The sequence below is a fragment of the Acidobacteriota bacterium genome (assembly GCA_021161905.1).
Classification (GTDB): domain Bacteria; phylum Acidobacteriota; class B3-B38; order Guanabaribacteriales; family JAGGZT01; genus JAGGZT01.
The window spans coordinates 1-25,693 of sequence record JAGGZT010000033.1 but is presented as its reverse complement, the minus strand read 5'-3'; the positions used below and the strand labels follow the sequence as shown (position 1 = coordinate 25,693).

The window sequence follows — 25,693 nt, the reverse complement described above, 5'->3', positions numbered from 1 at the left end:
TTATACTCCTTGGCAGTCATATAAGAACAATGGGGATCGAGTTTTTTGAGCATACCGGTTATGGCAGATTTAATAAGGGTTTCCGGGTCCACTTCCTCCATATAGTTCTTCTCGATCGTCTTCATCGTTTCAGTGAGTTTGGTTATGACAGAGGGAGTCTCTTTCTCCGAACGGAGATATCCCCCGGCTACACCACCGAGGAAGGCAGAAGCGATGACCACGATTAAGGGAAACAAGAAGGGACGTTTAAGCATCATCATTCCTCTCTTTAATAATTATATTAGTAGGCCTGATGAAAGTAAAGTCCTAAAATCGGGCATAAAAAATCTCCTTTAAAGGTAATATTATGATTGATATTAGATCGAAATTAGGCTACAATAAAATAAACCAACTCGGAGGAGGGATTTACCATGAAACAGTTAGAGCTTAACTCTATTGGTGTTGGGTCGGTTTTTAAACTGTATTTGGTGATGGGGGTGGTGATCGGGTTGATCATAGGGATCATTATGGCTGTCGCTGGCATCGGAAAAGGAGTGCCGATGTTTGGCACTGGTGGCGTTCTCGGCGGTATTCTGGGAGGCGTCGTTTACGGTGTTGCTATGGGAGTAGGTGGTGCTATCGGCGCCTTTATCTACAACATCTTCGCCGCGATGATCGGTGGGATCAAGCTCACCTTCCGGGAATAACTCCCGCTGGGTTTCCAAACTTTTTAAGCACCCTGGACGGGTGCTTTTTTATTTCCCCTTAGGGGGTAATGTCTCTTTCTTATAAGGTACCGGAATATAGGAGACCGAGGGCCTTCTCTGTGCCGTCTGGGGATAAAGTTCCATTAGGTGGTAAATTTCAGGCGGAAGATCGGTTGAAATAGGAAGCCCCATCTTCTTTGCCATCTCCGGGGTTATGGGGTAGTCGTGGGTCCATTTTCCTTCGGTGAGCGTTTTCGCGAGCTCTTTCGCCTTTTTGAGACCCATTTTTTCCTTCAGGCTTTCCTCAACGAATTCCCTCACCTGCCTCATCGCCTTTTTCCCCACATCGGCTAAGATAAGGGTTTTATCCTCGATATCCTTCTTCTCCTTTTCCTTTACCACCTTGAGGATGGAGGCGACCGGATATTCCCCCAGTTGAGGATCGATGGGACCAAGGACCGCGTGTTCATCCATTACTATCTCATCGGCAGCTAAGGCGATCATTGTGCCTCCGGACATCGCGTAATGGGGGATGAACACGGTCACTTTAGCTTTGTGGCGGAGTAGGGCGCAGGCGATCTGCTCCGTAGCGAGCACCAAACCTCCGGGAGTATGGAGGATGAGGTCTATGGGCATATCGTCCGGGGTAAGCCTTATCGCCCTTAGCACCTGTTCCGAATCGTCGATGTTGATGTAGCGGACGAAGGGGATCCCGAGGAAGCTCATCATCTCTTGGCGGTGGATGAGGGTTATCACCCGTGATTTTCTCTTTATCTCAAGTCGCCGGATGAGCTTCAGCCTTGCCCATTCGAGCATTCTCTGCCGGATAAGGGGGGTGAACATAAGGAATAGAATGAAGAACCAGAAGATGGTAGAGGCGGTATTTCCCATTTTTCTCTCCTTCAGTTTTTGTCTTCCTTAGATTTTATCATAATTTGTTAAAAAGAGAGGATTTTAGGGTTTGTCCTGCCCCTTAATTACGGTGTTTCTCGGCAATTATCTTCGCTATCCTGAGGCTTGCCTTACCATCCCACAAGGGGGGGACTTCCCCCCCTTTCCCCCCCTCCTTAAGGATCCTTTCCGCTTCGGCGATTATTTTCTCCTTATCCTGTCCCACTAAGGTGTTTGTCCCTAAATTTATGGTTATTCTCCTTTCCGTGTTTTCTCGCAGGGTGAGACAGGGGATATTGAGGAAGGTGGTTTCCTCCTGGATGCCGCCGGAATCGGTGAGGACGAAGCTTGCCCTTTTCATAAGGTTGACGAAGTCAAGATATCCTAAAGGAGGAAGGAGGATTACTCCGTTCTCTACCCCTTTTCCCTCTATGAGGAGATGATTTAGCTGAAATTCCTTTATTCTCTCTAAGGTTCTTGGATGGGCGGGAAAGAGGATGGGGATCTCGGTCGCTATCTCGGCAAGGGCCTCGAGGATAGCGGTAAGCGCTTCCCTCCTATCCACATTCTTAGGCCGATGTAGAGTGAGGAGGGCGTAGCTTTTTACCTCGCCCTGATTAAGAAGTGAAGAAAAGCCTATCCGTTTCACCGTCTCCTCAAAGGCTATTTTATCCTTATACTTGATCAGGGTATCGATCATCACATTCCCCACGAAGTGTATCTTCTCCTCCTCGATCCCCTCGTGGCGCAGGTTCTCGTTAGCCTCCTCGCAGGTGGTGAAGAGGAGTGTTGACAGATGATCGGTGAGGATGCGGTTTATCTCCTCGGGCATAGTGCGGTCGAAGCTGCGGAGCCCGGCTTCGATATGGGCGATCTCGATGTTCAGCTTCGCTGCGGTTAAGCTTGCTGCGAGGGTGGAGTTGACATCGCCCACTACGATGAGGAGGTCGGGTTTTTTCTCGATCAGGATGGGCTCAAGGTTTAGCATTATCTTTGCGGTCTGTTCCCCATGGGTTCCTGCTCCCACCCCGAGGTAGATATCCGGTTCCGGGATTTCAAGTTCCTGAAAAAAGAGAGTGGACATCCGATAATCGTAGTGTTGCCCCGTATGGATGAGGGTCGTTTTGATCTCAGGATAATTCTTAAATGCCTCTATCAAGGGGGCGATCTTTATGAAGTTGGGCCTTGCCCCCACTACCGCTATTATGTTCATCTTTTCCCCACCAGTTCGGATAACACCTCCCGATAGGAGGAGGCGAGTTTGTCGATATCGTATTTTTCCCTTACAAATTTCTTCCCATTCCTCCCGTATTTCTTCCTCATCTTCTCATCCTGATATAGTTCGAGTACCGCCCGGGCGAGTTCTTTCTCCGAATCCGGGGTTATGGGGATACCCGCTTCCCCCCGGGAAAGGATCTCCTTAGCCTCACCGGAAACGCCCAGAATGATGGGTATCCCCATCGCCATTGCCTCAAACATCTTGGAGGGGATGACCGTTCTGAAAAGGGGATCGTTCTTGAGGAGGACGAGGGCGACATCGCTTGCTGCAAGGAAATAAGGGACGAGGTTTCGTTCCACCCTGCCAGTCAAGGTGATATTTTTGAGAGCGCGTTTTCTTATCTCTTTTTCGAGCTTCTCTTTCTCGGCTCCATCCCCCACGAGGAGGAAGTGGATATCTTTTTTCCCCTTCAACATCTCCGCTGCCTTGATCACCGTGATGAGGTTGTGAGCCATCCCTAAAGTTCCGATGTAGGAGCAGACGAATTTGCCTCTGAGATGGTATCTTTTTCTTATATCATCGCCAGTAATGTCGTCGGGAAATAGGGAGGTATCCACCCCGTTCGGAATGAGGTGGATCTTCTCTCGGGGAACCCCCATCTTCATTATATGTTCGATGAAGGAGCGGGTAACCACCACTATTTTATCCGCTTTCTTGTAGAGAAACCGGGCGAGGAGGCTGAGGAGGGAGATGAATATTCCTCCCCTCGCTGCTCCAACAGCGATAAGGGACTCGGGCCAGAGGTCGCGCACCTCGAATAGGAATGGAGCGCCTTTGATCCTGCTCAGGATGTAGCCAGAAAGCCCTACCAGGAGTTGGGGAGAGCTCGCCACGATGACATCGGGGGCGGGAAGGATGATGCCCCTTATAATGGAGCTTAAGGCAAAGGAGAGGTAATTCAGCGATCGTTTTACCACCCCTTTGTTCGGAGCGGGGAATATCATCACCCGGATGACCTTCATCCCCTCTACCTCTTCCTGGCTGAAGCGATTTTTATACCCCGGGTATACGATGCCGGCAGGATGATTGGGAACGGCGGTTAATACGGTGACCTCATCCCCCATTTTCACCCACCTTCTCCCAAAGCCATAACATCTTCCTGCTGGAGCACCCATCTCCGGTGGAAAGTATTGGGATATGTAGAGTATCTTCATCGTTAGTGCAACCTTATCCTATATCCGAAGCAGGTGTTTCCCTTTAGCTTTACCTCGAGCCTTATCACCTGGTTCTCAGTCTTTACCCCGAAATATGGGGCATACCAGCCGGTTATAATATCCGTTTTCCCCACCCCGAAGGGAGAGATGGTGATTTTATTATCGCCGAATTGGAGGAGAAAATCGTCCCCCTTTTGAGCCAGTTTCACCTCGGGGTGGAGATGGATAAAGCTATGAGCGGTAAGGGAGTATCCTCCCATCACCTCGTCTTCAATGAGCCAGCCCTCCTTTTTGTTATAGCTTATTTCCCTTTTGTGAGTGATATGAGGTGAATGGTAGGGCTGATAGGCTCCGGCAAAAAGAAAGCCATCATCTTCCCCTCTTTCCACCCTGCCCTTAATGACCCGTGCCCTCCGCGCCACCCGGAAGCAAGCCCAGAGTTCGAATTGATCCTTCCCCTCGATTACGAGCGTATTGTGGGCGGAGCTACCCCGGAAGTAGTCTCTCAGTTCCTCCCCCTCGTATTCGCCCGTTCCAGAATCGACGATTATAGGTCTTCCATCGACTATGAGCTCGTAGCTCAGAAGGTGGGCATGGAGATGCCCTGAGAGGTGAGGTGGAGGAGCACCTCCGGCGATGATGATCGATGAACGGGCGGTGTGGTGAAGGTAGTAGCCTGTATGAGGAAAATCGTTATTATTGGGAGGAGGTTTTAGCCCCTTTTCCCTGAGGAGTTTCTCTCCGGTGCTTATCAACCTGTTTATAGCCGCCGGGTCTCCTCGTTCCCCATCGCCGAATAGGGGAAGGGTGCTATCAGGGAGGAGGATCGAACTGAGGAAGGAGAGCATCCGACCAAAGAGGTGATAGAGTTCCTCCTCAGGGATATAGCCGATAGCTTCGAAGACGAGGAGGGTTTCGAGGAGGTCCCGCAGGACGAGGAGGTGATAGTGGGGAGAGCCCTCCTTGTGTCCCCCATCGGGGAAGACCTGCTTTTTAAGCTCCGAGGTGAGTAGCCGAACTCCTTTCTTGAGCCACTTTTCCCCATCGCGCCCAGGGAAGCAAGCCCCACCTATCGCCAATGCCTTGGCATTTCTTATGAGGTGATTACCCGAAAGGTGATATTCTAAGTTCCTTAGAAGAAAGGCAAGCTGGTGATGGATGCTTGAAAGAAGCATAGCAAGAAAACCCTCATCATCGGCGAGGGCATCATCAAAGAGGGAGAGAGCGAGGAGCCAGTTCACTATCCGGGTAGCCAAAGGGTAGGGTTCCCAGCCTGGGGAGATACCCGGTCTTGCCTCTCTTATAAAGCTTGAGGCGATCTTTTTGAAAGTAGGGTAGGCTTTTTTCGACCCCTTCTGATGCCTTTTACCGAGGGGGAGGGCGTAATCGAAGTAGTTCAGGTGGTAGGTGAAGAGGGGAGAGAAGTAACGCTTATTCCAGTCGATCCCCTCCAGGAGGTTTATCCTCCGTCCCAACACCTCCAGCCACCCCTCCTCAAGCCTCTTTGCCTTCTCATCATTATAAGGGTAGAGGCTCAGAATGGTTTCAGGTAGAGGTAATGGCTTTCTTATTTTTGGTACTATTTTTGGCTGAGGAAGGATAAGTGGAACCATGGAGGGGAAGATACGGAAGAACCGTTTTTTTGCCTCAAAGAAGAAACGGCTGACTATCTGGCTTAGGGTTAACCCTTTTATAGTGTGAAGGTAAAGGAAAATCCGTTTGATCCCTCCGGTTTTAATCTGTGGTTTCATCGAGGTATATCACTTTTCCCCTTCTTAGCGATTCCTCAATGGCGAAGGTCGTTTTGGTGGTTGCTATCAACCAAGAGAAGGGTATAGGCGGACTTCCTCCTTCCTTGAGGAAACGGAAGAAGGCAAGTAGCTCCTCGGAAAACCCCTTCTCTTTCCCCCATCTTCTCACCTTTTTTATCCTCTTTTCTGAAGAGCTCAATAGGAGGGAGCGAAAGTCCTCAATTACTCCGGTTTTTCCTCCCCCCATCACCTCGATATGTTCCTTGGGAAGCGAGGGATCGCCGGTAGCGAAGTAGTTGATGTTTCCTATCGATCCATCAGCAAAGCCCAATATGATGGAGAGGGTATCTGGTGGGGTGTTGGAGGTAGGTAGCGCAAAAGCGGTTACCTTCTGCGGGGTAGAGCCGATGATGAATGAGATGAGATCGATGAAATGGCATACCTCACCTATTATCCTTCCTCCTCCCTCTTCTTCATCCTGGATCCAGTGATCCTTGGGGACCGCGCCCGCATTTACCCGGTAACTTATCGCTAAGGGGTAGCTTCTTTGCTTGAAGAATTCCTTTAGCGCTAAGGAGAATGGGGAGAAACGACGGTTGAAACCAACCATCAGCTTCCCCTCGCTTTTTTCGTGAGCCTTTTTGAGGAGAGAGAGCCCTTCCTCGTCTATGGCGAGTGGCTTTTCCAGAAAAACCGCCTTTCCTTTAGAGAGTGCTTCCGCTGCCATCTCCGGATGATCTTTATGCCTGGTAGCGATCACTACCGCCTCAATATCGGGATCGGAGAGGACCCTTTTATAATCGGTGGTGAGGTAATGGAAGCGGTATTTGTTCGCCATCGCTTCTGCCTTGGCTCCGGTTCTTACTGCCAAGCCGATTAACTCGATCCCCTTTATCCGTGAGAGATGGGGAAGAAGTACCGAACGGGCGAAGCTCCCTCCACCGATAAGCCCCACCCCGATCTTGCCCTTCTTCTTCCTCGGTTCCGCCTTCTTTCCAAGTTCGACGAAGAAGGAGGGTTTTTTCTTTTCAGGATAGGAGAGGATGATGCCGAGTGGCTTTTTCCTTGGGGAAAGGAGTAGCTTATAGGCTTTTTCTGTATCCTCTATCGAGAAACGATGGCTTATCAACGGGGTTAGTTTGATTTTCCCTGAGGCGATTAAATTGAGAAATGTCTCCATATTTCTCCGCTCGGTGAAGGGAACATAGGCTATGGGGTAGTCTATTCCCTTTTCCTCGTAGAGGGGGTCATATCTCCCTGGACCATAGGAGCGAGAAAACCTGAGCTCGAGCTCCTTTTGGTAGTAAAGTCTTCTCGGTGCCTCCACCTTGATCGCTCCTACGACCACCACCCTCCCTTTATCCCGAGCTATCTCCCCGGCGAGCCTTAGTGGTTCTCCGCTTTCTCCGGAAGCAGCAACTATTACCAGGTCAAACCCCCTCCCTTTAGTTGCCGAGAGCGCCTCTTCTTTTAAGTTGGGATGGGAGGAGGGAAGGGCGAGATCGGCACCCATCTCCTTCGCCAGCTTTACCCGGTTTTCATCGAGGTCAACGCCGAAAACAAAGGAAGAGGAAACTTTTGCTATCGTAGAGACCAATTGCCCGATAAGACCGAGCCCGATGACCGCCACCTTCTCCCCGATGGCGAGCTCCCCCACCCTGAGCGAGTGGAGGGCAATCGCTCCTAAGGATACGAAGGCTCCCTCTTCGAAGGAAAGGGAAGAGGGTAATTTGACCGCGAGATTTTTTGGCACGAAGACGACCTCGGAGTGCGAGGCATATCCAAGACCAGCACAAGCTACCCTGTCCCCCGGTTGAAAATCGGGGCAGTTTTCTCCTACCTCGCGAACGACGCCTGAAGAGCTGTAGCCTAAAGGAAGTTCTTCCTCAAGCCGTCCCCTAACCGCCTCTATGGTGGGGATGATGCCGTCCCTCTTAAGTTTTGTAAGTACCTGACGCACGAGGTCCGGTCTTTCCCTTGCCTTCCCCAAAAGCGATTTTTGGGCAAACTCGAGGCTCATCCGTTCAGTACCACTGCTTATGAGGGAGGCGCGATTTTCGACCACCATCCCTCCTCGCCTCGGGAGTGGCTCCGGTACCTCGACTAAGCGGATCTTCCCCGTCTTGAAATTCTGAACAACTTGTTTCATCTTCTCCTTTCCTTAAGCTCGAATATCTTGGCATCGATCAGGAAGGGATACCATAAGCTATGAAGAAAATGGTAGATGAGTCCCTCCTTTCCATCGAGAAAGCCAAGACGGATAAAATACCGGTAAAGAAAATAAAGAAAGGGGCGAAGAAATGGGGGAAGAAGGGGATATAATCTATCCCTCAGAAAACGGCGTTTCCGGTAGCTTCTATCACCCTTTCCTCCCTTTTTCTTCTCTCCAAAAAGCCTTTCCTCCGCCTCAAGAGTGGAATATCGATTGTGTTTTTCTATCCAGAAGGAAAGGTCCCGCTTATCCTCGTGGATCAGGTCTCCGCGCTCAATCCTCCCCACCTTTCCTGAGATGAGGAAGTGTTCATTCACCCGTCGGTTATCGCAGACCGCCTTTTTGTGTTTGAACAGGCGAAGGAGCCATACCGGGTAGTACCCTCCATATCTTATGAAACGGCCAAGAAAAATGAACCTTCGTTTGATGAGGAAGCCGTCGCAATCTGTCCCTTTATTTAGGGTTCGGCTTATCTCCTCCTTAAGCTCCTCAGAGGGATATTCATCGGCGTCGATGAAGAAAACCCAGGAAGAGGAGTAGGGGAGATTCCTTAGCGCCCAGTTTCTCTGATCGGAGTAGCTCACGAATGGATGGTGAAAGACCCTGGCACCGAGTTCCTCAGCTATCTTCACCGTATGGTCACTACTTCCCGAATCAACCACGAATACCTCCTTTGCCCAGTCGATTACCCTTCCCACCGAGGAGGCGATGTTCTTCTCTTCGTTAAGGGTAAGGATCACCACTGAGCAGGAAGCGGGTTTCACTCCTTTAAGCCTCCCTTTCTTAAAAAGAAAAGCTCTCAGCTATTGTCGTACAATCCTCTATTTGAGCATCCTCGATAAATAATAGACGATTAGCTCTTTCTCACCTAAGTTTTTAATCCTCACATCTCTTTTATTAATTCTATCAATTCCGATGCCTGACGTTCAAAGGAAAATTCCCGGGCGCGTTTTCGCCCCTCTCTTGAAAGTTTTTCCCGCAGCTTTTTATCTTCTATTAGCTCCTTTACCCTTTTTGCCAAGGCATCTGGGTCTTTCGGTGGATAGAAGAGCGCTCCCTTAGAGAGGAGCTCTCGGAATACAGGGATATCAGCCGCAACTATGGGCAGGCCCATCGCCATTGCTTCGACCCCAGGGAAGCCGAAGGACTCGCAGAATGAGGGATAAACGAATATATCAGCATTTTGATAGGCATTTTTCACTAATTTTTGGGTAAAAGAACCAATAAATTCGATATTTTGCTCTATTTTAAGAATTTTTGCCATTTTTCTGTAGGTCTTTGTCTCCTTCCTCCAGCTTCTTTCATCCATAGTAAGGATGAGTTTTACCGGTATCCCTTCCTCTACTAACTTGGCTACCCCCCGAAACAGGATAGGATATCCCTTATGAGGAGCGGGGAGGGTGGCGTAAAGAAGCTTTATTTCCTCTTTTATCTCTTTTGCTCTTGTTTCATTGATAAATAAGGGGTCAAGCCCGTGGTGGATTACCCGAAACTTCTCCTCCGGTATCTCCGGGAAGTATCGCCTTATGGCATCCCCCATAGCCTTGGTGGGAACTACTACCACCTCCGAGGCGTCGATGGTCTTCTTTATCAAGAGGCGACGAAGGAAGGCGTTTATTCTCTTCTTTATCCCCGCCTCTTCGAGGTAAAGGGGGCAGAAATATACTGGGTTTCTTTCGAATACTATCTGTTTTACTCCTGGTCTAAGAGGTCCGAAGTTTAAAAGGGAAATTATGAGATCCACTTTATATCTCCGGGCTATTTTGGGCACCTCCAGCTGGTCGAAGAGGAAACGGCTGATGGGGGAATTCCCGAAGGAGATGGTTTCTATCAGATGAATGTTTTCCGAGACTTGAGGCAAGGAGACCTTTGGATTCACCAGGAAGAAGTATTCCCTTTGTTTGTCCATCTTTGAGAGAGCTTTGAGTAGCCCCCTGAGTTGGCGAAGAGCTCCTCCCATTTTGGCAGCGACCGCATGGACCAATATCCTCATCCTTTCTCCCCTTCTTTAAGATAGATTCCCCCTTCCCTTCCTCCTTTCAGTTCGTAGAATGCTCTTCCTCCAGCTCCTGCTAATATAAAGAAGAGTAGGGTGATCGGCGTTCCCACGGAGGCGAAGTAACCTTCGAAGAGGCTGTTTGCGGAGTAAGCGAGGATGAGGGCGATGCTCACCGAGCTGTATCCCGCGAGTTGACTGTCGGAGAGGGCTATCGCCCGTAGACGAAGGAGGTAAAGGAGATAGAGGGAAACCGCGAGGAAGAAGAGAAAGAGAGAGAGCCCGATGATCCCCGTTTCCCCAAGGAGGGCGAAGTAGGCGGAGAGCCCCCCGAGCCTCCTTCCGCCGGTGAGCACCTCATCAGGAGCGCTGCCGCCTAAGCCTACTCCGAACCAGGGACGCTCCTTCCACGCCTGTATTATGTGTGCCCAGATAGCTATCCTACCAGTGGTGAGATCGGTTCGGGAAAGACGAAGATAATAATCGAGATTGAGGGGGGGGAGATTTCCACTGATAATGAAGTATGAAGAGAGAAATACCACCAAAACGAGCGTGGAGTAGAAGAGGAGGTTCCTTCTCCTTATCAGCCAGAGGAGGCTAAGGCTACCTACCGTAGTGGCGAGGTAGGAAGCACGGGAGAGGGAGATTAAAAGGAGGTAAGAGAGTAAACCCGCCAGGGGAAGGTAGTAATATCTTCCTTTCCCTCCGTAAAATAGTCGGAAAAGAGAGATGATTATTAACCCGGCAGCAAGCGAGCCAAAGGTGTTTGGATTGAGGAGTATCCCGCTGAACCTTTTCCCGATGAAGACGCTTCCTGGTGAGAGGATGAAGAATACGCCACTTACAAGGAGAATGATGATGCCTAAAGCGAAGTAGGAACGGACAGCGGCGAAGAGAACCCTTCTTCCTGAGAAGAGGGTAGGGAGGAGATGGAAAGATAGTAAAGTAAGTATGGCGAAGCTTGTTGCTCGGGCTAAGCTCTCTTTGGGGGTGACCCCCAAAGTGCCGGAGAGATAGCACCAGAGGACGAAGAGCCAAACTGAGGCAGATGATAAGGTGAGAGTTAAGTGGATAGGTTTCTTTAGCCTGATCAACAAGAGGAACCCGCTTATCCCGATAAGAAAGACCCAGCGGACAAGGGTCCTTTGAGGGAATGAGAAGGAGAAGGTAAAAAGGGAAAAGAAGAAGGCAAAGAAAAGGATGATAAGTAGAAGTTCTAGTTTCTTCCCCTGGGATATCCTTCCCCCCTTCTCCTTTCGCCACCAGAAGAGAAGGATTATTACATCTATCGCCAAGACAAGAGCTATCAAGGTGATAAAGCTATCAATTGTCATTTCCTCTCCTCAAATGGCGGAAGAAAGCGAGGTATGAAGCTACGAATACCAATGCCTCGGTGATGACGGTGGTGATGCTCGCTCCGAGATAGCTGAACCGAGGAATGAAGATCAGATTGAGGATAATGTTGGTAAGTGCCCCTCCTCCTATTATCCGAAAGCTGTCCTTTTGTCTTCCTGAGGAGTTCAAAGCAGCTATTCCCAATCGATTGAGCGAGATGAAGACAAAAGCAAGGGCGAGGATGGTTAAAGGAAGGCTGGCGGGGAGGAATCTTTCCCCATAGATCAACCTTATTATGGGCTTGGCAAACAGGAAGAGGAAGAAAGCTCCGCCTGCGCTCATAAGAAAGGAAAAGGCGGAGACGGCGGAGAATAATTCTTTTATCTCCTTTTTTGATCGAGCGTAAGCCCGGGAAAATGAGGGGAAACAGGCTACTGATACGGAATAGGCAAGCGAGGAGAGCCCGACCAGTATCCCGTAGGCAGCGTTGTATATCCCGGTTGCTTCCTCTCCTTTGATCGCCCCGAGCATTATGGTATCGCTCCTCAGGTTTATGAATTCAGAGAGGCTTGCCAAGGCCAAGGGATATGATTCTCGGAGGAATCCCTTTATGAAGGGGGGATCAAAAGCAATTTTTAAGGGGGTTATCCTCCTTACGGTAAGTATTATACTTACAGAAAGAGCTAAGCCCTGGGTTAACGCAAGGAAGAAGACGAGTTGACTTAGTCCTCCTCCGCGAGTGAGGATGAGAATTCCTCCTCCTATAGCAAACGCCTTTTGCAGTGAAATAACAAGGAGTTGGTAGTGAAATCTTCCCCTTGCTTGGAATATTCCGAAGAAAACCCCGCTTATATTGGCGAAGGCAACCGAACACCCAATAAGGAGGAGAAGTGGTAAATTCCCCGGAGAGAAGTAAAATCCGAAGAGATAAATGATGAGAAAGCCTATGGGGATGGTGAAGATGAATCTCACCCCCAGGGTATTTTCGATGTAGCGCTCTCCTTGAGAAAGGTCTTTTGCCACCTCCCGGGTCATTATCGTTTTGGTACCGAGTTCGAGAAGGCTAAATGAGAAACCGGCAACCGCCACCCCAAGGGCGTAGATGCCGAAAGGAGAGACTCCGAGGAAACGGGCGATGATGATGGAGAGGATGAAGTTGGCACCCAGGTTGACAATGGTGGCGAGGTTGGCGATTCCTATATTCTTTGCCATTTCCGGTATCTCCCCTCTAGGCCCCATATGGGCCCATTCCGCTAATTGTTCTTTATCCCTGTCGGAAAATCCCTCTTTGGGCTTCATCACCACTACCGGTCTGTGGGGTGCCAGCAGTCGGGCGATGAGGTTTCTATGACTCAGGATGGTAAAACCACGGCTAAGGTAGTACAGGATCGCCTCGTGGGGATCGAGGGAGGAGAAAGCGTCGGAATCGGGACCGAGATATGAATCGAGATGGGGTTTAAGCCGGCGGTAACGGAAGGAAATGGGCCTCTTTGTTATGTGGTACTGGATCTCCCTGACGACCCTTCTGGGGATGACCATCAATCCTCGAAAAAAGGTGGAATCGCGAAGGGGTATGGTGAACCTTTCCAATTTCTCGAGGAAAGAGAGTTTGCTAAACTTCTTCCACAAGAGCCCCTTTGACGCCCAGGGGCGGACGAACCAGGAAGGAGCGATGACAGCTACTCCCCCAGGGGCAAGGACACGATCGATCTCGGCTAACACCCGTTCAGAATTGGGAAGATGCTCTGAAGTAGCGACAGTGAGGATCAACCTGGCGGAGCCCGCTTTAAGGGGAAGCTCCTCGATATCCGCCCTTATCCTCCTTTTCCCACCGAGATATTTAGTGAGGGCGTATTGGGAGATATCGACGTCGATATAGTCCTCGCTTACTTCCTTTAGGGAGCCCCTCCCTGAACCAAGCTCGATGACGAAACCGGAGATTCCAAGTTCTGCAAGCCTATCGGCTATCTTCTTGATCGGTTTTTTGAAATGTGAGAGTTCCCTTCTCCCATAACGCGCATCATCTGCCTCGTTGTAGAATTTAAGCCTTTTTCTCTTCTGGCTCATCCTCTTCTCCTCGAAGCAAGATAATTCAGGGCGGAAAGCACCCCTGATACCGCCTCTTCGAAGTTGAACCTTTTTATTATCTCTCCCGACCTCTTTCCCATTTTCTTCCTCAAGGGTTCGTCAGCTATCAATCGATCGAGAAGGAGAGATAAGGTAGTTACATCGCCTGTAGGGAAGACGAACCCGTTTTCGCCCGGTTTTACCAGATCATAACTTGATCCTACCGCATCGGAGGTTATTATCGGCAGTTCAAAATTCATCGCTTCATTCACCACCAAACCCCAGTTATCTCGCCGTGAGGGAAGAACGAAGATATCGGAGAGGGCGTAGTAGCGGGGAAGGTCAGTTTGGTTGGCGAAACCAGCAAAGAATACATTGGAGAGGCCCCTTTCCCTGGTGTATTGCTCAAGCCTTTCCCTCTCTTTCCCCTCTCCCACGAATAGAAGCGCTGCTCTTTCCCGAGAGGAGAGTTTCTCAAAAGCGGAGAGGAGGTCGAATGGCTTTTTCCTTTCAATCAGCTTTCCCACGAAGAGAATGAGGATTTTCTCTTTAGGGAGGTTAAGCTTTTCCCGAAGCCTCTGTTTTTCCCCTTTATATCGTTCGAAGTAGGATAAGAAGAAGTCGTTGTCAACTGCATAAGGGGCGAAGAAAATCTTTTCCTCTTTTACTCCATAGGAACGATAGAACTCCCTATTAAGTGAACCGATAGCAAGGAAAGCAGCTATTCGTTTAAAGACAAAAGGAAGAAACAACCTCTTTATTTCCTTTGTTAAAGGGGGAGTAGGATAAAGGAGGGTGGATTCTCCGCGGAAAAGGATGGGGATCTTGGTTAAGCGAGCGGTGAGATATGCAAGCAGAGAGGAGAAGTAGGAGTATCCATAGATGATTACTGCCTGATAATTTCCCCTAACAAGAGCGGGTATCACCCCTAAGCTAATCTGGCCTAAGAAAGGGGAAGATTTTCTCCATGGGAGCAAGCTCTTTAGAATGTGGTAGTTATACCCAGATAGGGTGGGTACATCCCATTTTAGCGAAATGCCAAACCCCTGGTGTTTCACCCTTCTTTCCCCGTAGGCGCCAGTTGCATAATAGACGGTTAGGTCTATATCAGGATGGTTTGCCAGATGGCGGAAAAAGGCAGCACGATAAGGCATCGGGGGAGGAGGAGAGACCACAGCTAGCCGAAACTTCTTTTTCATTTCTTCTCAAGCCTCGCTATCCACTTCTTAGCCTCTTTGTTTCCCGGATCGAGGGTGAGTAACTTTTTATATTCTCTAAGGGCTTTATCCCTTTCCCCCCTTTTTAGATAGACCCGAGCGAGCCAGAGATGAGTGATTGGATCATCCCTTTTCCCCATCTCTTGGGCGGAGAGAAAAACCCCCTCCGCCTGATGATAATCCTTTAGTGAATAATAACCTATGCCGAGCCCGATGAGGAAGTCCTTATTACCTTTAGACAGGGCAACCGCTTTTTCGAAGGAGGAAACCGCCTCTTGATAGCGCCTCATCCGAAGGTAGATGATCCCTCTTTGATAGTGGGCGTTTGGTTCGGCTGGGTTGAGGCTGAGTACCTTTTCTACCTCAGCTAAGGCTTTGGCGTAGTCCCCCCTCTTGGTGAGAAGGCGGGAGAGCCTTAAGCGGTATTTGATGGCTTTTTCTTTCTCTCCCTTTTCCTCCACAATCTTTATCGCCCGCGCAAGGCATAAGGCAGATGCCTCCTCCTCGTTTCGTTTTATCAGGATATTGCTCGCCGCAATCAAGATATCCTTCTTTTGGGGAAGGGTATCTACGATCCTCTCTGGCGGAATACCCTTAGCCAGGAGATAAGAGAGGATGAGTTCGAGATACTTGGGGTATAACGAAATTGCCTCCCTCAGATGCTTTACTCCCTCCTCGTAGTCCCTTCCGATCAGCCACATACCGAGGATATAATGGACCCTTGAGGATCGCGGGTTGAGAAGGAGGGCTTTCTCGAATGAAGCGACTGCTTCCTTTTCTCTTCCCCTGGTGGCGTAAGCGTTTCCCAGACGAAGGTAAAGCTCGAAGTTCACTGGATCTGCTTTCACCGCTTCCTCAAGGAGCGTTAGTTCTATTTGTCCTCCCCTTTCGTTCGCAAGGGAAGAGGCGTAATCAGCTAAGGCGAGAAGATAGCCCGAATTTCCCCGCTCCCTTAAAGGAGGCTTTGGCGAATAGTGGATCTCTCTCGCTATTCTCAGTTCCTCTTGTTTGAGGTTTTCCGTCAATAGAACACCGCTTGCCCCCCAGTAGATCCCGAGAAGGGAGAGAGAAATGAAAATGATGGAAAGGGGGATGTTTCTTTTCCCTCTATTTTCGGCTCTTTCTCCCTCAGGAGCAGTGGCGAAGAAGAGAACGGCCACCGCAAAATAAGCTATTGCTGGTATCTCGAGGGCGAAATCGAAGAGTGAGTGGATGCCGAGGGATAAAACCCCCACCACTGCGCCCAAACGGAGAAATGTTAAACTTCCTCTCGCTTTTTGAATGTTTTCCTTTAATCTTTTCCCAAAGAGGAGGAAGAGAAAGAAGGTTAGGGTGACGGCGAGCATCCCCCCCTCTACGGCCACCTCTAAATACTCGTTTTCCGCGTGCTCGAAAAGGAGCTCCTCAGGCACTCTTTTGTACTTGGTGAAGATGCGAGAGAATGTCCCTCCGCCAGTTCCTATTAGGGGGAAATCCAAAGGGATGGATAAAGCATCTCGCCAGAGGTTGATCCGGGTGAAATCGGTAAGTTCCTTTAGATAGGGTAGGTGTATTTTCTCCAATACGGGGTTTATCTTCTGGGGAGAGAGAAGAAGGAGGAGGAAAAGTATCAAAAGCACCAAAGTGGGAAGGAAACCTTTCCAACTCCTTCTGGTTTTTCTAATAAAAAGACCCAAAAAGATCGATAGGGAGAGGATAAAATTCAATATCCCCCCCTTAGAGGAGGAATAAAGGATCGCTCCCCCGACCATTGAAGGGAGGAGAAATAAAAGAATCCCCTTCCCTTCGTTCTTCTTTTCGAGATAATACCCTAAGGCGAGGAAAAACCCTGCTGTAAGGAAGCAGACGGCGTTATTCCGGTTGACAAAGGATCCAAAAGGATCGCCTTCTTCCTTCAGTGCTCTCACCCAGTATAGCTTTCCATTCCAGGTTAGCTTTTCCACGATGGCAAATAGGGAGAAGAATGAGATAAAGAGTATGAGGAGAAGGGCAAACCTCTCTCGCTTGATCTCGTCTTTTAAGCTGTTTTTAAATAGAAAGAAGATAAAGAAGAGTGAAAGCAGGAAAAAGAAGCTCTCCTCAGTGGCAAAAGGGTAGATGCTTATAGGATGAAAATCCCCAGCGTTCGTCCTCTCTAAGGTATGGAGAAGCTGATAGGTGGCTGGCGATAGGTTGCGTAGGATGGATGAGGAAAGGGGGATGAGCTGAAGAATAGGGATAAGGGAGAAGAGGAGAAGGATGAAGCCCATTCCTCCACCAAGTGTTATCCTTTCCCCTTTGATAAGGGCGCGGAGGATGACGAGAGAGGCGAGGGAAAATATCAGGAGTTGGGAGATGGAGTAAGCCCACCGCTCAACTGCCCCAAAGGCTAAGGTAGAGAAGATGAGTAGAAGGAGTAACCCCAGAACCTGGATCTGGTAGGACTTACCCAGCAGCATCATGGGATATCAATGCGTTTTTCCCAAGCTCTCCTTGGGTTTTTCCGAGGTAAGAAATCGATTTAAACCGTTTTTGTGGCGGCTAAGTTTGAGCTCCTTGATATAACCTAACTTGTTGATCCCTAAGAGAGCGAGGGCAAAGGTGGAAAGGAGGATGAAGAAGTTGAGGTAGCTTTTGCCGAGGATGATGATCAACGAGAAGAACCAGAGAACGAAACAGGCGATATAGGCGATTAGCACCGCTTCCCGTTTGGTGAGGCCAAGCTTAAGTAGTCGATGATGAATGTGATCGGAATCGGCGGAAAAGATGGATCTTCCCTTTACCACCCGGCGCACGATGGCGAGCAGGGTGTCGACTATCGGGAGTCCGAGGGCGATGATCGGCGAGAGCAAGGCCACCACCGAGCTTCCCTTATGCGATCCCTGAATAGCAGTTATCGCCACCACATAGCCGATGAGCATACTTCCAGTATCCCCGAGGAATATCTTCGCTGGGGGGAAGTTGTACCGGAGGAAGCCAAGCAGGCTTCCAAGAAGGGCAAGAGCGTAGATCCCGGCTATCATCTTGCCATTGGCTAAGGCGAGGATGAGAATATTGAGGGATACGAAGACACCGATACCGGTAGCAAGTCCGTCTATACCATCGATGAGATTGAATGCGTTGATTATTCCTATTATCCAGAGGATGGTTACTATGGGAGAGACTATCCCCAGATGGATCGGTTCTCCTCCTAATGGATTGGATAGCACCGCTATTCGATATCCAGCGGCGTAGAGGAGAAAGCCAATAAGCACCTGAAAGAGGAGCTTAGTAGTAGGAGAAAGCTTTCTTAGATCGTCATGGACCCCTACGATTACCACCATTGCCCCACCGACGAAGAAGGCAACCGCCTTTGCTGAAGAAAGAGGGGCAATCAGACCTTTCGCCCCCTTTATAAGGAATAAAATGCCAAAGGAGAGATAAAATGCGGTGAAGACGGACAGCCCGCCCAAGGTGGGTATTGGTTTGCGGTGGATTTTCCTCCTTCCGTCAGGAAAATCGTACAGTTTCAGCCTCACCCCCATCTGTCTCACCAGAGGGGTGAGACAATCAGCCAAGACAAAGGAAAGGAGGAATACTACCAAAAGGGTTTCCATTATTTCCCCTTCCTTTTGACTTCTTTTTCTTGATTTTTGTGGTCGCTCACTATCTTCAGCACCACCTTCTTCTTCGGCATTCCCTTGGAGTAGTAGGTGTAGTATCGTTTGTAGTAATAGTAATCCTTCTCCCAAAGGCGGGCGTTGTTCAATACCACCCCCAGCACCTTATCCCGCATTGGGAGTAGTTTCTCCTTTGCCTTGAGTATGAGCTCCCGGGGCGTATCCTCGGCGAGGACAACGATAACGATCTTATCCACCTTGCTCCCCAAAATAACCGCATCCGCCACCGGGATTAAAGGGGGAGAATCGAGTATTATCTTATCGAAATAGCCGATATAGGATTCGAGGAGTTTGTTTAGCTTGATGGAATCGAGAAGCTCGGAGGCGTTTCTGGAGAAGGTGCCAGCAGGGATGAGGTATAGATTGGGGATATCGGTTTTATAGGTGATCTTGGTCGGCTCCGCCTGTCCTCGGAGAAAATTAGAGAGACCAAGCATCTTCCCGGTGCGGAATATATGGGAGATCTTCTGATTCCTAAGATCAGAGTCGATGAGGAGGGTTCTTCGCGCCGATTGGGCGAGGGCAATGGAGAGGTTCATCGCCACCGTCGATTTCCCCTCTCCTGGTTGAGTGCTGGTTATCATTATCGTTTTGGAAAACTCGCCGTTAGCTAACAGAAGAAGAGAAGTACGGAGCGATTTATAGGCTTCGGCAATTATCGATTCCGGATGATAATGGCTCAATTTGTAGAGGTTCTCCTCCCTTTTCACCGATATTAATCTTCCCTTCATCGGTTTCTTGGGGTAATTTTTTGCATCCCCCATAATCTCGAAGGAAGGAATTACCCCTAAGGTAGGGAGACGGAGGTATTTTGCTACATCATCGGAGTTATCGATGGTGTTCTTCATCGATTCGAGGAGGAAAGCACCCCCTATACCGAGAAGAAGTCCCAGAATGAACCCAAGGGCGAGGTTGATCTTCTTGTTGGGGCGATATACATTCTTCGGCACCTCCGCCCGATCTATGATCCAGATGTTGCTCGTCTTCAGATCCTTGATCTCGGCAGAGACACTTGTCTCATCTGCTTTCTTCAGGAGGGAGGCAAGGAGCGCCCTTTTATTCTCCACCTCGCTCTTCAGGTTGTTGTACTCAATGGAGTTTAGGTTCAAAGTAACCGTCTTTTTCTTCTGTTCATCGAGCATTCTCTTCAAGTTACGCTCTCGTTCGAGAGCCGCCAAGTATTCGGTACGGGCAGAGTTCTTTACCTGAGCAACCACATTCCGTACCTCGGTATCCAGCCGTTCCTTCGCTTTCTTGAGCTCCGATCTGAGCTGGATCATCCCGGGCCAATTTTTCTTATATAGCTTTGATTTTTGGGAATATTCACGCTCAAGGCGGGCGTATTCCGCCTTCAACTCTTGGATAAGTGGGTTCTTGAGCACCTCAGGGATGGAATCGGCGGAGGCGTTTTTCACCTTGTTGTAATAAGCCTCCTTGGTTATTCGGTCCACCTGAGCGTTAGTGTAGGCGATGTTGAGATCAGCCAACTTCTGGAGGATTATGTTCTCCCGTTCTCCGAGTCCGAGTATCTCCTTTTTCCCACTGTATTTCTGTAGCTCTTTTTCCTTTTCTGCTATCTCCTTTTTCAACTTCTCTATTTGGGTGCGGAGGAACGAGCTCACCCGGGTGGCGGCGATGTACTTCGATTCCAGACTCCAGTTTATAAACTCCTCAGCAATGGCATTCGCCACCTGAGCAGAGAGCTTGGGGTTATGAGAGATGAACGATATCTTCACCAGTTGGGTATTCTTTATCGGCTTTATCTCGAGGGAGGAAAGAAAGACGCTTACCGCCCGCTCCGAGACATCCGTCTCTCCGAGCTTCTCCCCCATCAATCCTTTTATCAGAGCGATGGGGTTTAAGGTGATCACCTTCCGATTGAACTCCGGGTTATCCGCCAAATTGAGCCTCTTTACCACCCTCTTTGCTAAGGTACGGCTGGTTAAAAGCTTATACTGGGTTTGATAGAACTCCTCGTCTCTGGTTCCTATCCGCGCCATCTCATCGAAGGATAGGATCTTAGGAATCGCTGGCTCGATCTTGATGGTAACCGATGCCTTATAGGTGGGCTTTGCGATGAAAGACCACAGGGCAACCGCACAGAGGGTGATTAAGAGAACGGTTAAGATGAGCTTTCTCCTCTTAACCACCGTATGCCAAAGGTGGGCTATGCTCAGTTCACTTTCTTCCCAGGGCTCTCCCATTTCTTCTCCCTAAAAATAACTTTCCGGGACAATGATTACATCGTTAGGTAAAAGAGGGATGTCTTTTTTCTTACCCTTAATGATGTCCTTCAAGTTTACCTTTATGGTTATCCTTTCCCCTTTTGTCGTTGTCCTTATTATCTTTATCCTCGTTTTTGCCGCTTTGTCGGTGAGCCCCCCGGCTTTGGCTATTGCTTGGAGCACGGAGGGCTCGTCAGATCTTCTAAAGGTTATTTCTCCGGGTGAGTTTACCGCGCCAGAGACATATATATGGATGATCTCATCCGGGGGGATGCTTATGATATCGCCGGGGCTGAGCACATAATTCAAGCTGGGGTCCCCCTCGTCTATAAGCCGTTTTAGGTTGACTTTCACCTTTAATCCCCCGCTCGGTGAGGGTCTTATGAGGATCAGAGTTTTCCCCGCATCGTCGGTAAGCCCCCCGGCAGCGGCGATGAGCTCGAGCAGGGTCCTTCTTCCTATCAACTCATAGACCCCGGGGTTTTTCACCGCTCCTATTATCGATACTCGAGCGCTGTGGTACTCCTTGACGAACACGGTCACCTGGGGGTTGTTCACATATCCCCTGGAAAGGAGATATCTTATTCTTTCTTCAAGTTGGCTTACGGTGAGCCCCCCGGCCTTAACCTTTCCTAAAAGGGGTAAGGTGATATAGCCATCGCCTGAGACACGAACCGTGGTGTTCAGTTCAGGCAGTTGAAAGACGGAGATCTGAAGGAGATCATCAGCGCCGATGAGGTACTCCTTGTGACTTGCTCCGGTTTTTTCTTGGCTCAAAATGAGAGAATCGAAGGAAAGGATGACCAAGAGAAGTGGTATAAGAATTGATCTCCTTAACCCTCTCACTTAGAATCCCCTTAGAATTTAAAACTGAGGGTGTTAAATAGGTAATAGCCGGAGAACCTATAACCGTCGTACCAGAGGCGATATTGATAGCCGAGCCCGAACTCAACAGTGCCGGTCTCGCTGAAGCGAAGTTTTGTCCCCAAGGAATACCAACGGACATTGTTTCTCCTCTCCCTATAACCGGATGCCCCGTCGGTCTGGTAGCTTAGGGTTATATGGTTTCCCCTGAGATCTATCCCCAGCCAAGGGAGAGGATAATAGAGGATGCCTCCTCCGTATTCCCGGAGGAGATAATAGTTAAAGAGATAAGAATAAGAAAGTCTTCTTGCATAGTTTACGCTAAAGGCGAGGGCATCGCCCAGGTGGTAGCTTAGGGAGGAGGAGCCGATAGTTCCCCGGAAATCCGGCACCTCAGCCGAGAAAAAGGATAGGATTTCGTATCCAATCTCGGCAGTGCCCCCGATCAGGGCGGTTTTATCGAAATTTACTCCAAACAACACCTGATAGCTTTTGCTATCCAAGGGGCTTTCCGGATGTTTAAATTGATATCGGTTCACCCTCAGTTTCGAAAAGATCTTGGTTTTGGGGAGGACCCTCCGATATATGGTAAAGCTGCCACCGTATTCCTCCCGGTCAAGCATATTGGCTAAAGGGATTTCGTCTATCATCACCTGAGAGTCGTATTTGATCTTCTTATCCCAGAGCTTTATCCCGAAAGAGGTCTTTTTCTCCTCACGAAGGTTGACCCCAACCTCGGCTTGGTTCACCGTATGTTTGGTAAGGACATTTATCTCCCAACCGATCTGATCCCGTAGATTCTGGTAGGTGTTGCTGAGGTACAAAGAGAAATGGGTAAACGGTTGGAAGAAATTCGCCGAGAAAGTACGGTTCAGATAATTCAGGGAGGATAGGCGGTGGAACCACTGATAATCCCCGCGAGCGGTAAAGGAGGCTTCCCCTCCTGTCCCCAACCGAAGATAGAAAGTGGCGCCAAAGGCAGGGGTTGCCCTGAAGTCACTCGTTATCGTGGTCCGAGAAAGATATATGTTCCCGTCATAGCCGAGTTTAGTTATCTCGAAGAAGGGGTTTATGTAAACCGGTCCCAGCTTAAGCTTAGAGGGAGGTTTTTTCTCTTTTTTCTTTTTCGTCGAGGCTAAGGAGCTTAGACCTCCCAACAGGAGGATGATCATCAACCCCGCAAATGTCGCTTTCCACCTGCTCGAGGTAAGTTTCATCTCCTAACTCTACCAAATTATGGTTTATCAGGGCTTGCTTTTTTCTCCTTCTTGAGAAGGACGGTTGGAGGGATAAGAGCAGAACTAATGATTAGTGCCGCTCCCTTCGGGCTTTCGATGAAGGCGAAGAAACCTCCTTCCTTTTGGGATATTATCTCAGCAAGCCCTTCAGGCTGGGTGAGAAGTGATACCAGCCCCCTTCTCTTAACTATCTCTTCTGCTTTGGGAGGGGTTACCCTTAGGCGGATGGTAAGCTTGAGCCTGGAGTTGTGCCTGACCTTAAGTACCTCACTCTCAAGAATATATTCCCCTCCTCTTCTTTCAAACACGAGGACATAAATTCCTCCGGGAATGCCAGCTATTAGAAACTTCCCTTTTGTCCCCGAGATGGCTTTTGCCACCAATGTTTTGGTAGTAGCATCTATCACCCTGATCCCTATGGAGGAAAGAGGTGTCCTTCCATCCTCGCGGTAGATAGTACCGCTTATGATCGAACCACCCTTTCCCCTTACCAGCCTAAGGGGGATCATAGAGACCTTCCCTGGTTCAATGGTGATAAGCGATCTCCCAATAAATACCCCCTCTTTGGTTTCGACCCCGATCACATAGCTTCCTTCAGGGATCTCACCGATGCGATAGATACCGTAAGCGTCTGTCTTCGCTCCGGCGATCAGCGTTCCCCTTTCCGGATCGAGCACCTTAACCACCACCCCCTTTGCCCCCTTCTTACCATCGGGGGTGAGCACTATCCCCCCCAAGGAACCGGTTTTTGAGACTGCTCCCTCCGCTATAATAGAAAGGAGGAGTAGGAAAAAGGCTAAAAAAGCAATACTCTTCCTCTTCACCTTTTTCACCTCACAGCTTTGATTATACCTTAAACTTACATCCATTGTCAAGAAACAGAGAAAGGACTTGAACTTACAGACACTCTCGTATATTTTATTGTTAACTGGTTTCTTCGTTTTGTGGTGAGTTCAAAATCATAAGGAGTTAGCGATGGGGAAGGATAGTTTGTTTGAGAAACCGCTTACCCGAAGGGATTTTATCTCTTACGGGATGAAGGGTGGAGTGGTGCTTATTGCTACACCCACCATCGCCTCTCGCCTTTTCACCTTTCCAGGGGAGAAAACTTTAGAGGAAGGAACGATACGAGCGCTTGATGAAGCGGAGATGAAGAGGCTTCTCTCGGTAGCGTTGGCAAATGGAGGAGATTTTGCTGAGCTCTATCTCGAGAATCGGAGGAATACCAGCATCCGCTTTGAGGAGGGGAAGGTTAAAAGCGCCAATTTCGGGATCTCTCAGGGGGCAGGCATCCGGGTTGTTTCAGGGAACAAGGTGGGCTATGCCTATTCTGACGATCTCTCCTTTGAAAAATTGAAGGAGGCGGCGAAGATAGCTTCCTATATCGCCAGGGGTGGAGGTTCTGGGGTTGAGGTGGCATCTCTGGTGGAGAAAAAGCTTCCCTCCTACATCACGGTAAAGGTCCCTCTGGAGTCGGTGGTCGATGATAGAAAGTTTGAGCTGGTGGCGAAGGCGGATAAGGCGGCTCGCGCCTATGATTCAAGGATAATCCAGGTCTATATCGACTACTACGATGAGGTAAGAGAGCGGACGATAGCCAACTCGAGGGGGCTCCTGGTGAGGAACAAGCTTCCCTTGATCTGGTTCGTGGTTCAGGCTCTCTCCTTCAAGGATGGCAAGAGACATATGGGAAGAAAGAGGGTGAGCGAACACTCAGGGTTTGAGTTCTTCAATAAGTACAAAGTGGAGGAGGTGGCGAAGGAGGCAGCGCGTGAGGCGATCGCGATGCTCGAGGCGCGAGAAGCGCCGGCTGGTGAGATGCCGGTGGTGATGGCCAACGGCTGGGGTGGTGTTCTCGTTCACGAGGCAGTGGGACATGGACTTGAAGGAGACGGTATTTATCGTAATACCTCTATATATGCTGGCAAGATAGGGAAGAAGGTTGCCTCTTCCTTGGTTACCCTTATAGATGATGGCACTCTTCCCAACTACCGGGGTACCACCGATTTCGATGATGAGGGGACACCCGGTGAGAGGACGGTCCTGATCGAGAACGGCGTGTTGAGGGGTTATATGCACGATCTCATCTCAGCCAAGATGCTCAAGATGAAGCCCACCGGGAGTGGAAGAAGGCAGTCCTTCCGTTACTATCCCATTCCTCGGATGCGGAATACCTTCCTTGCCAATGGGAAGCATCATCCAGAGGAGATAATAAAGGCAACCAAGAAGGGGCTTTTTGTCAGAGCGCTTTCCGGTGGTTCAGTGAACCCTGCTACCGGTCAGTTCAACTTCGATGTCCGTGAAGCCTATATCATCGAGAACGGGAAGATCGCCTATCCTGTTCGTGGTGCTACCTTGATCGGACGTGGTTTTGATGTCCTTTCCAATGTGGATATGGTGGGAAACGATCTCGCCTTTGCCCCGGGCAACTGTGGTAAAGGAGGTCAATGGGTGGAGGTCACCGTAGGTCAGCCTACCGTTCGAGTGGCGAAGAGCATAAAGGTTGGCGGAAGCAGGAGGTAGTCTCCTTCTTCCTAAGTCTTAGGAGGGGTTTTGCTATGGACTATAAGATCTTAGCCAAGAGTTTAGTAAATAGGTGCTTAAAGAAGGGAGCTACCGCCGCCGAGGCTTACCTTGAGGAGGGGCGGGAGCTCGAGATAGAGGTGAGGGAAGGTGAGGTCGAGGCGGTAAAGGAGGCGCGGGCTAAGGGTGTAGGTCTCCGGGTGATCATAGATGGTAGGATGGCGTTCGTCGATAGCTCCGATTTCAGCGAGGAGGCGCTTGGGCTTCTGGTGGATAAAGCGGTTGCCTTAGCCAGGAAATCGAGTGTGGATAAGTACAACATCCTTCCGAGAGAAAGCGGTAGCATACCCAAGGTCAATATATACGATTCCTCTCTTAAGGGGATCTCCCTCGAATCGAAGATAGCCCTCCTTAAAAAGCTCGAGAAGATAGCGACTTCAATCGATCCCTTGGTAAAGCGTTCTTCTGGAGCGAGTTATGGAGAAGCGGAGGGGACGATCTACATCGAGAATTCAGAGGGGATATCGGTGAGCTACCGGGAAAGCGGGGTTAGCGTTGGAGTATCGGTGATCGCCGAGAAAAAGGGGAGGATGCAGCCCGGTTATTCTTATTCTTCT

At 49.5% G+C, this 25,693-nt stretch carries 20 protein-coding genes; 3 read left to right on the top strand and 17 right to left on the bottom strand.

The window, feature by feature from the left end; genetic code table 11:
* Positions 1–260: hypothetical protein (locus tag J7L64_04695; protein MCD6451640.1), on the bottom strand; the 260-nt coding region annotated here is incomplete at its 3' end.
* Positions 261–410: 150 nt separating this feature from the next.
* Here J7L64_04695 and J7L64_04690 point away from each other — a divergent pair.
* Positions 411–686, top strand: coding sequence for a DUF3566 domain-containing protein (locus tag J7L64_04690; GenBank protein ID MCD6451639.1), 276 nt, complete (start codon positions 411–413; stop codon positions 684–686).
* Between the two features lie 48 nt (positions 687–734).
* Here the strand turns inward: J7L64_04690 and J7L64_04685 are convergent, their stop codons facing one another.
* From J7L64_04685 to J7L64_04610, 16 genes are all read right to left on the bottom strand, one after another.
* A complete protein-coding gene (locus J7L64_04685; protein ID MCD6451638.1) occupies positions 735–1,577 on the bottom strand; it encodes a hypothetical protein in 843 nt (280 codons plus the stop codon).
* Between the two features lie 82 nt (positions 1,578–1,659).
* Complete coding sequence (wecB, locus tag J7L64_04680) at positions 1,660–2,790, bottom strand: UDP-N-acetylglucosamine 2-epimerase (non-hydrolyzing) (protein ID MCD6451637.1); 1,131 nt, start codon at positions 2,788–2,790, stop codon at positions 1,660–1,662.
* Positions 2,787–4,010 (bottom strand): glycosyltransferase family 4 protein, encoded by a 1,224-nt coding sequence (locus tag J7L64_04675; GenBank protein ID MCD6451636.1) that lies wholly within the window; start codon positions 4,008–4,010, stop codon positions 2,787–2,789. The genes wecB and J7L64_04675 overlap by 4 nt, the downstream gene beginning before the upstream one ends.
* A 2-nt stretch (positions 4,011–4,012) precedes the next feature.
* A complete protein-coding gene (locus J7L64_04670) occupies positions 4,013–5,761 on the bottom strand; it encodes an alginate lyase family protein (protein MCD6451635.1) in 1,749 nt (582 codons plus the stop codon).
* Positions 5,745–7,910 carry a bi-domain-containing oxidoreductase gene (locus tag J7L64_04665; GenBank protein ID MCD6451634.1) on the bottom strand — a complete coding sequence of 722 codons (2,166 nt, stop codon included), beginning with the start codon at positions 7,908–7,910 and terminating at the stop codon, positions 5,745–5,747. Before J7L64_04665 ends, J7L64_04670 begins: the two co-directional genes overlap by 17 nt.
* Positions 7,907–8,737: a glycosyltransferase family 2 protein gene (locus J7L64_04660; protein ID MCD6451633.1), complete on the bottom strand. Its 831-nt coding sequence runs from the start codon at positions 8,735–8,737 to the stop codon at positions 7,907–7,909. The genes J7L64_04665 and J7L64_04660 overlap by 4 nt, the downstream gene beginning before the upstream one ends.
* Before the next feature lie 119 nt (positions 8,738–8,856).
* Positions 8,857–9,966: a glycosyltransferase family 4 protein gene (locus J7L64_04655; GenBank protein ID MCD6451632.1), complete on the bottom strand. Its 1,110-nt coding sequence runs from the start codon at positions 9,964–9,966 to the stop codon at positions 8,857–8,859.
* Positions 9,963–11,303, bottom strand: a complete 1,341-nt coding sequence (locus J7L64_04650) for an O-antigen ligase family protein (protein ID MCD6451631.1) — start codon at positions 11,301–11,303, stop codon at positions 9,963–9,965. The genes J7L64_04655 and J7L64_04650 overlap by 4 nt, the downstream gene beginning before the upstream one ends.
* Positions 11,293–13,371, bottom strand: coding sequence for an oligosaccharide flippase family protein (locus tag J7L64_04645; GenBank protein ID MCD6451630.1), 2,079 nt, complete (start codon positions 13,369–13,371; stop codon positions 11,293–11,295). The genes J7L64_04650 and J7L64_04645 overlap by 11 nt, the downstream gene beginning before the upstream one ends.
* A complete protein-coding gene (locus J7L64_04640) occupies positions 13,368–14,570 on the bottom strand; it encodes a glycosyltransferase family 4 protein (protein ID MCD6451629.1) in 1,203 nt (400 codons plus the stop codon). Before J7L64_04640 ends, J7L64_04645 begins: the two co-directional genes overlap by 4 nt.
* On the bottom strand, positions 14,567–17,029 hold the full coding sequence (locus J7L64_04635; protein ID MCD6451628.1) for a tetratricopeptide repeat protein: 2,463 nt from the start codon (positions 17,027–17,029) through the stop codon (positions 14,567–14,569). The genes J7L64_04640 and J7L64_04635 overlap by 4 nt, the downstream gene beginning before the upstream one ends.
* 6 nt (positions 17,030–17,035) lie before the next feature.
* A complete protein-coding gene (locus tag J7L64_04630) occupies positions 17,036–18,163 on the bottom strand; it encodes an undecaprenyl/decaprenyl-phosphate alpha-N-acetylglucosaminyl 1-phosphate transferase (protein ID MCD6451627.1) in 1,128 nt (375 codons plus the stop codon).
* The gene (locus tag J7L64_04625; GenBank protein MCD6451626.1) at positions 18,163–20,430 is read right to left on the bottom strand and encodes a polysaccharide biosynthesis tyrosine autokinase; all 2,268 of its coding nucleotides are present in this window, start codon (positions 20,428–20,430) and stop codon (positions 18,163–18,165) included. The genes J7L64_04630 and J7L64_04625 overlap by 1 nt, the downstream gene beginning before the upstream one ends.
* 9 nt (positions 20,431–20,439) lie before the next feature.
* A complete protein-coding gene (locus tag J7L64_04620) occupies positions 20,440–21,297 on the bottom strand; it encodes a polysaccharide biosynthesis/export family protein (GenBank protein ID MCD6451625.1) in 858 nt (285 codons plus the stop codon).
* 11 nt (positions 21,298–21,308) lie between these two features.
* Positions 21,309–22,532 (bottom strand): outer membrane beta-barrel protein, encoded by a 1,224-nt coding sequence (locus J7L64_04615; protein ID MCD6451624.1) that lies wholly within the window; start codon positions 22,530–22,532, stop codon positions 21,309–21,311.
* Positions 22,533–22,549: 17 nt separating this feature from the next.
* Entirely contained in the window at positions 22,550–23,377 is an 828-nt protein-coding gene (locus tag J7L64_04610; protein MCD6451623.1) for a carboxypeptidase regulatory-like domain-containing protein, read from the bottom strand.
* A gap of 151 nt (positions 23,378–23,528) precedes the next feature.
* Here J7L64_04610 and J7L64_04605 point away from each other — a divergent pair, with 151 nt between their 5' ends.
* Both J7L64_04605 and J7L64_04600 read left to right on the top strand, forming a co-directional pair.
* A complete protein-coding gene (locus J7L64_04605; protein ID MCD6451622.1) occupies positions 23,529–25,076 on the top strand; it encodes a TldD/PmbA family protein in 1,548 nt (515 codons plus the stop codon).
* Positions 25,077–25,111: 35 nt separating this feature from the next.
* A partial coding sequence (locus J7L64_04600) for a hypothetical protein (GenBank protein MCD6451621.1) occupies positions 25,112–25,693 on the top strand: 582 nt, incomplete at its 3' end.

Coding starts and splice junctions, on each gene's coding strand:
- J7L64_04690 (MCD6451639.1), top strand. CDS start 411: ATGAAACAGTTAGAGCTTAACTCTATTGGTGTTGGGTCGGTTTTTAAA.
- J7L64_04650 (MCD6451631.1), bottom strand. CDS start 11,303: ATGACAATTGATAGCTTTATCACCTTGATAGCTCTTGTCTTGGCGATA.
- J7L64_04630 (MCD6451627.1), bottom strand. CDS start 18,163: ATGGAAACCCTTTTGGTAGTATTCCTCCTTTCCTTTGTCTTGGCTGAT.
- J7L64_04640 (MCD6451629.1), bottom strand. CDS start 14,570: ATGAAAAAGAAGTTTCGGCTAGCTGTGGTCTCTCCTCCTCCCCCGATG.
- J7L64_04675 (MCD6451636.1), bottom strand. CDS start 4,010: ATGAAGATACTCTACATATCCCAATACTTTCCACCGGAGATGGGTGCT.
- J7L64_04615 (MCD6451624.1), bottom strand. CDS start 22,532: ATGAAACTTACCTCGAGCAGGTGGAAAGCGACATTTGCGGGGTTGATG.
- J7L64_04645 (MCD6451630.1), bottom strand. CDS start 13,371: ATGAGCCAGAAGAGAAAAAGGCTTAAATTCTACAACGAGGCAGATGAT.
- J7L64_04655 (MCD6451632.1), bottom strand. CDS start 9,966: ATGAGGATATTGGTCCATGCGGTCGCTGCCAAAATGGGAGGAGCTCTT.
- wecB (MCD6451637.1), bottom strand. CDS start 2,790: ATGAACATAATAGCGGTAGTGGGGGCAAGGCCCAACTTCATAAAGATC.
- J7L64_04665 (MCD6451634.1), bottom strand. CDS start 7,910: ATGAAACAAGTTGTTCAGAATTTCAAGACGGGGAAGATCCGCTTAGTC.
- J7L64_04605 (MCD6451622.1), top strand. CDS start 23,529: ATGGGGAAGGATAGTTTGTTTGAGAAACCGCTTACCCGAAGGGATTTT.
- J7L64_04635 (MCD6451628.1), bottom strand. CDS start 17,029: ATGATGCTGCTGGGTAAGTCCTACCAGATCCAGGTTCTGGGGTTACTC.
- J7L64_04685 (MCD6451638.1), bottom strand. CDS start 1,577: ATGGGAAATACCGCCTCTACCATCTTCTGGTTCTTCATTCTATTCCTT.
- J7L64_04670 (MCD6451635.1), bottom strand. CDS start 5,761: ATGAAACCACAGATTAAAACCGGAGGGATCAAACGGATTTTCCTTTAC.
- J7L64_04625 (MCD6451626.1), bottom strand. CDS start 20,430: ATGGGAGAGCCCTGGGAAGAAAGTGAACTGAGCATAGCCCACCTTTGG.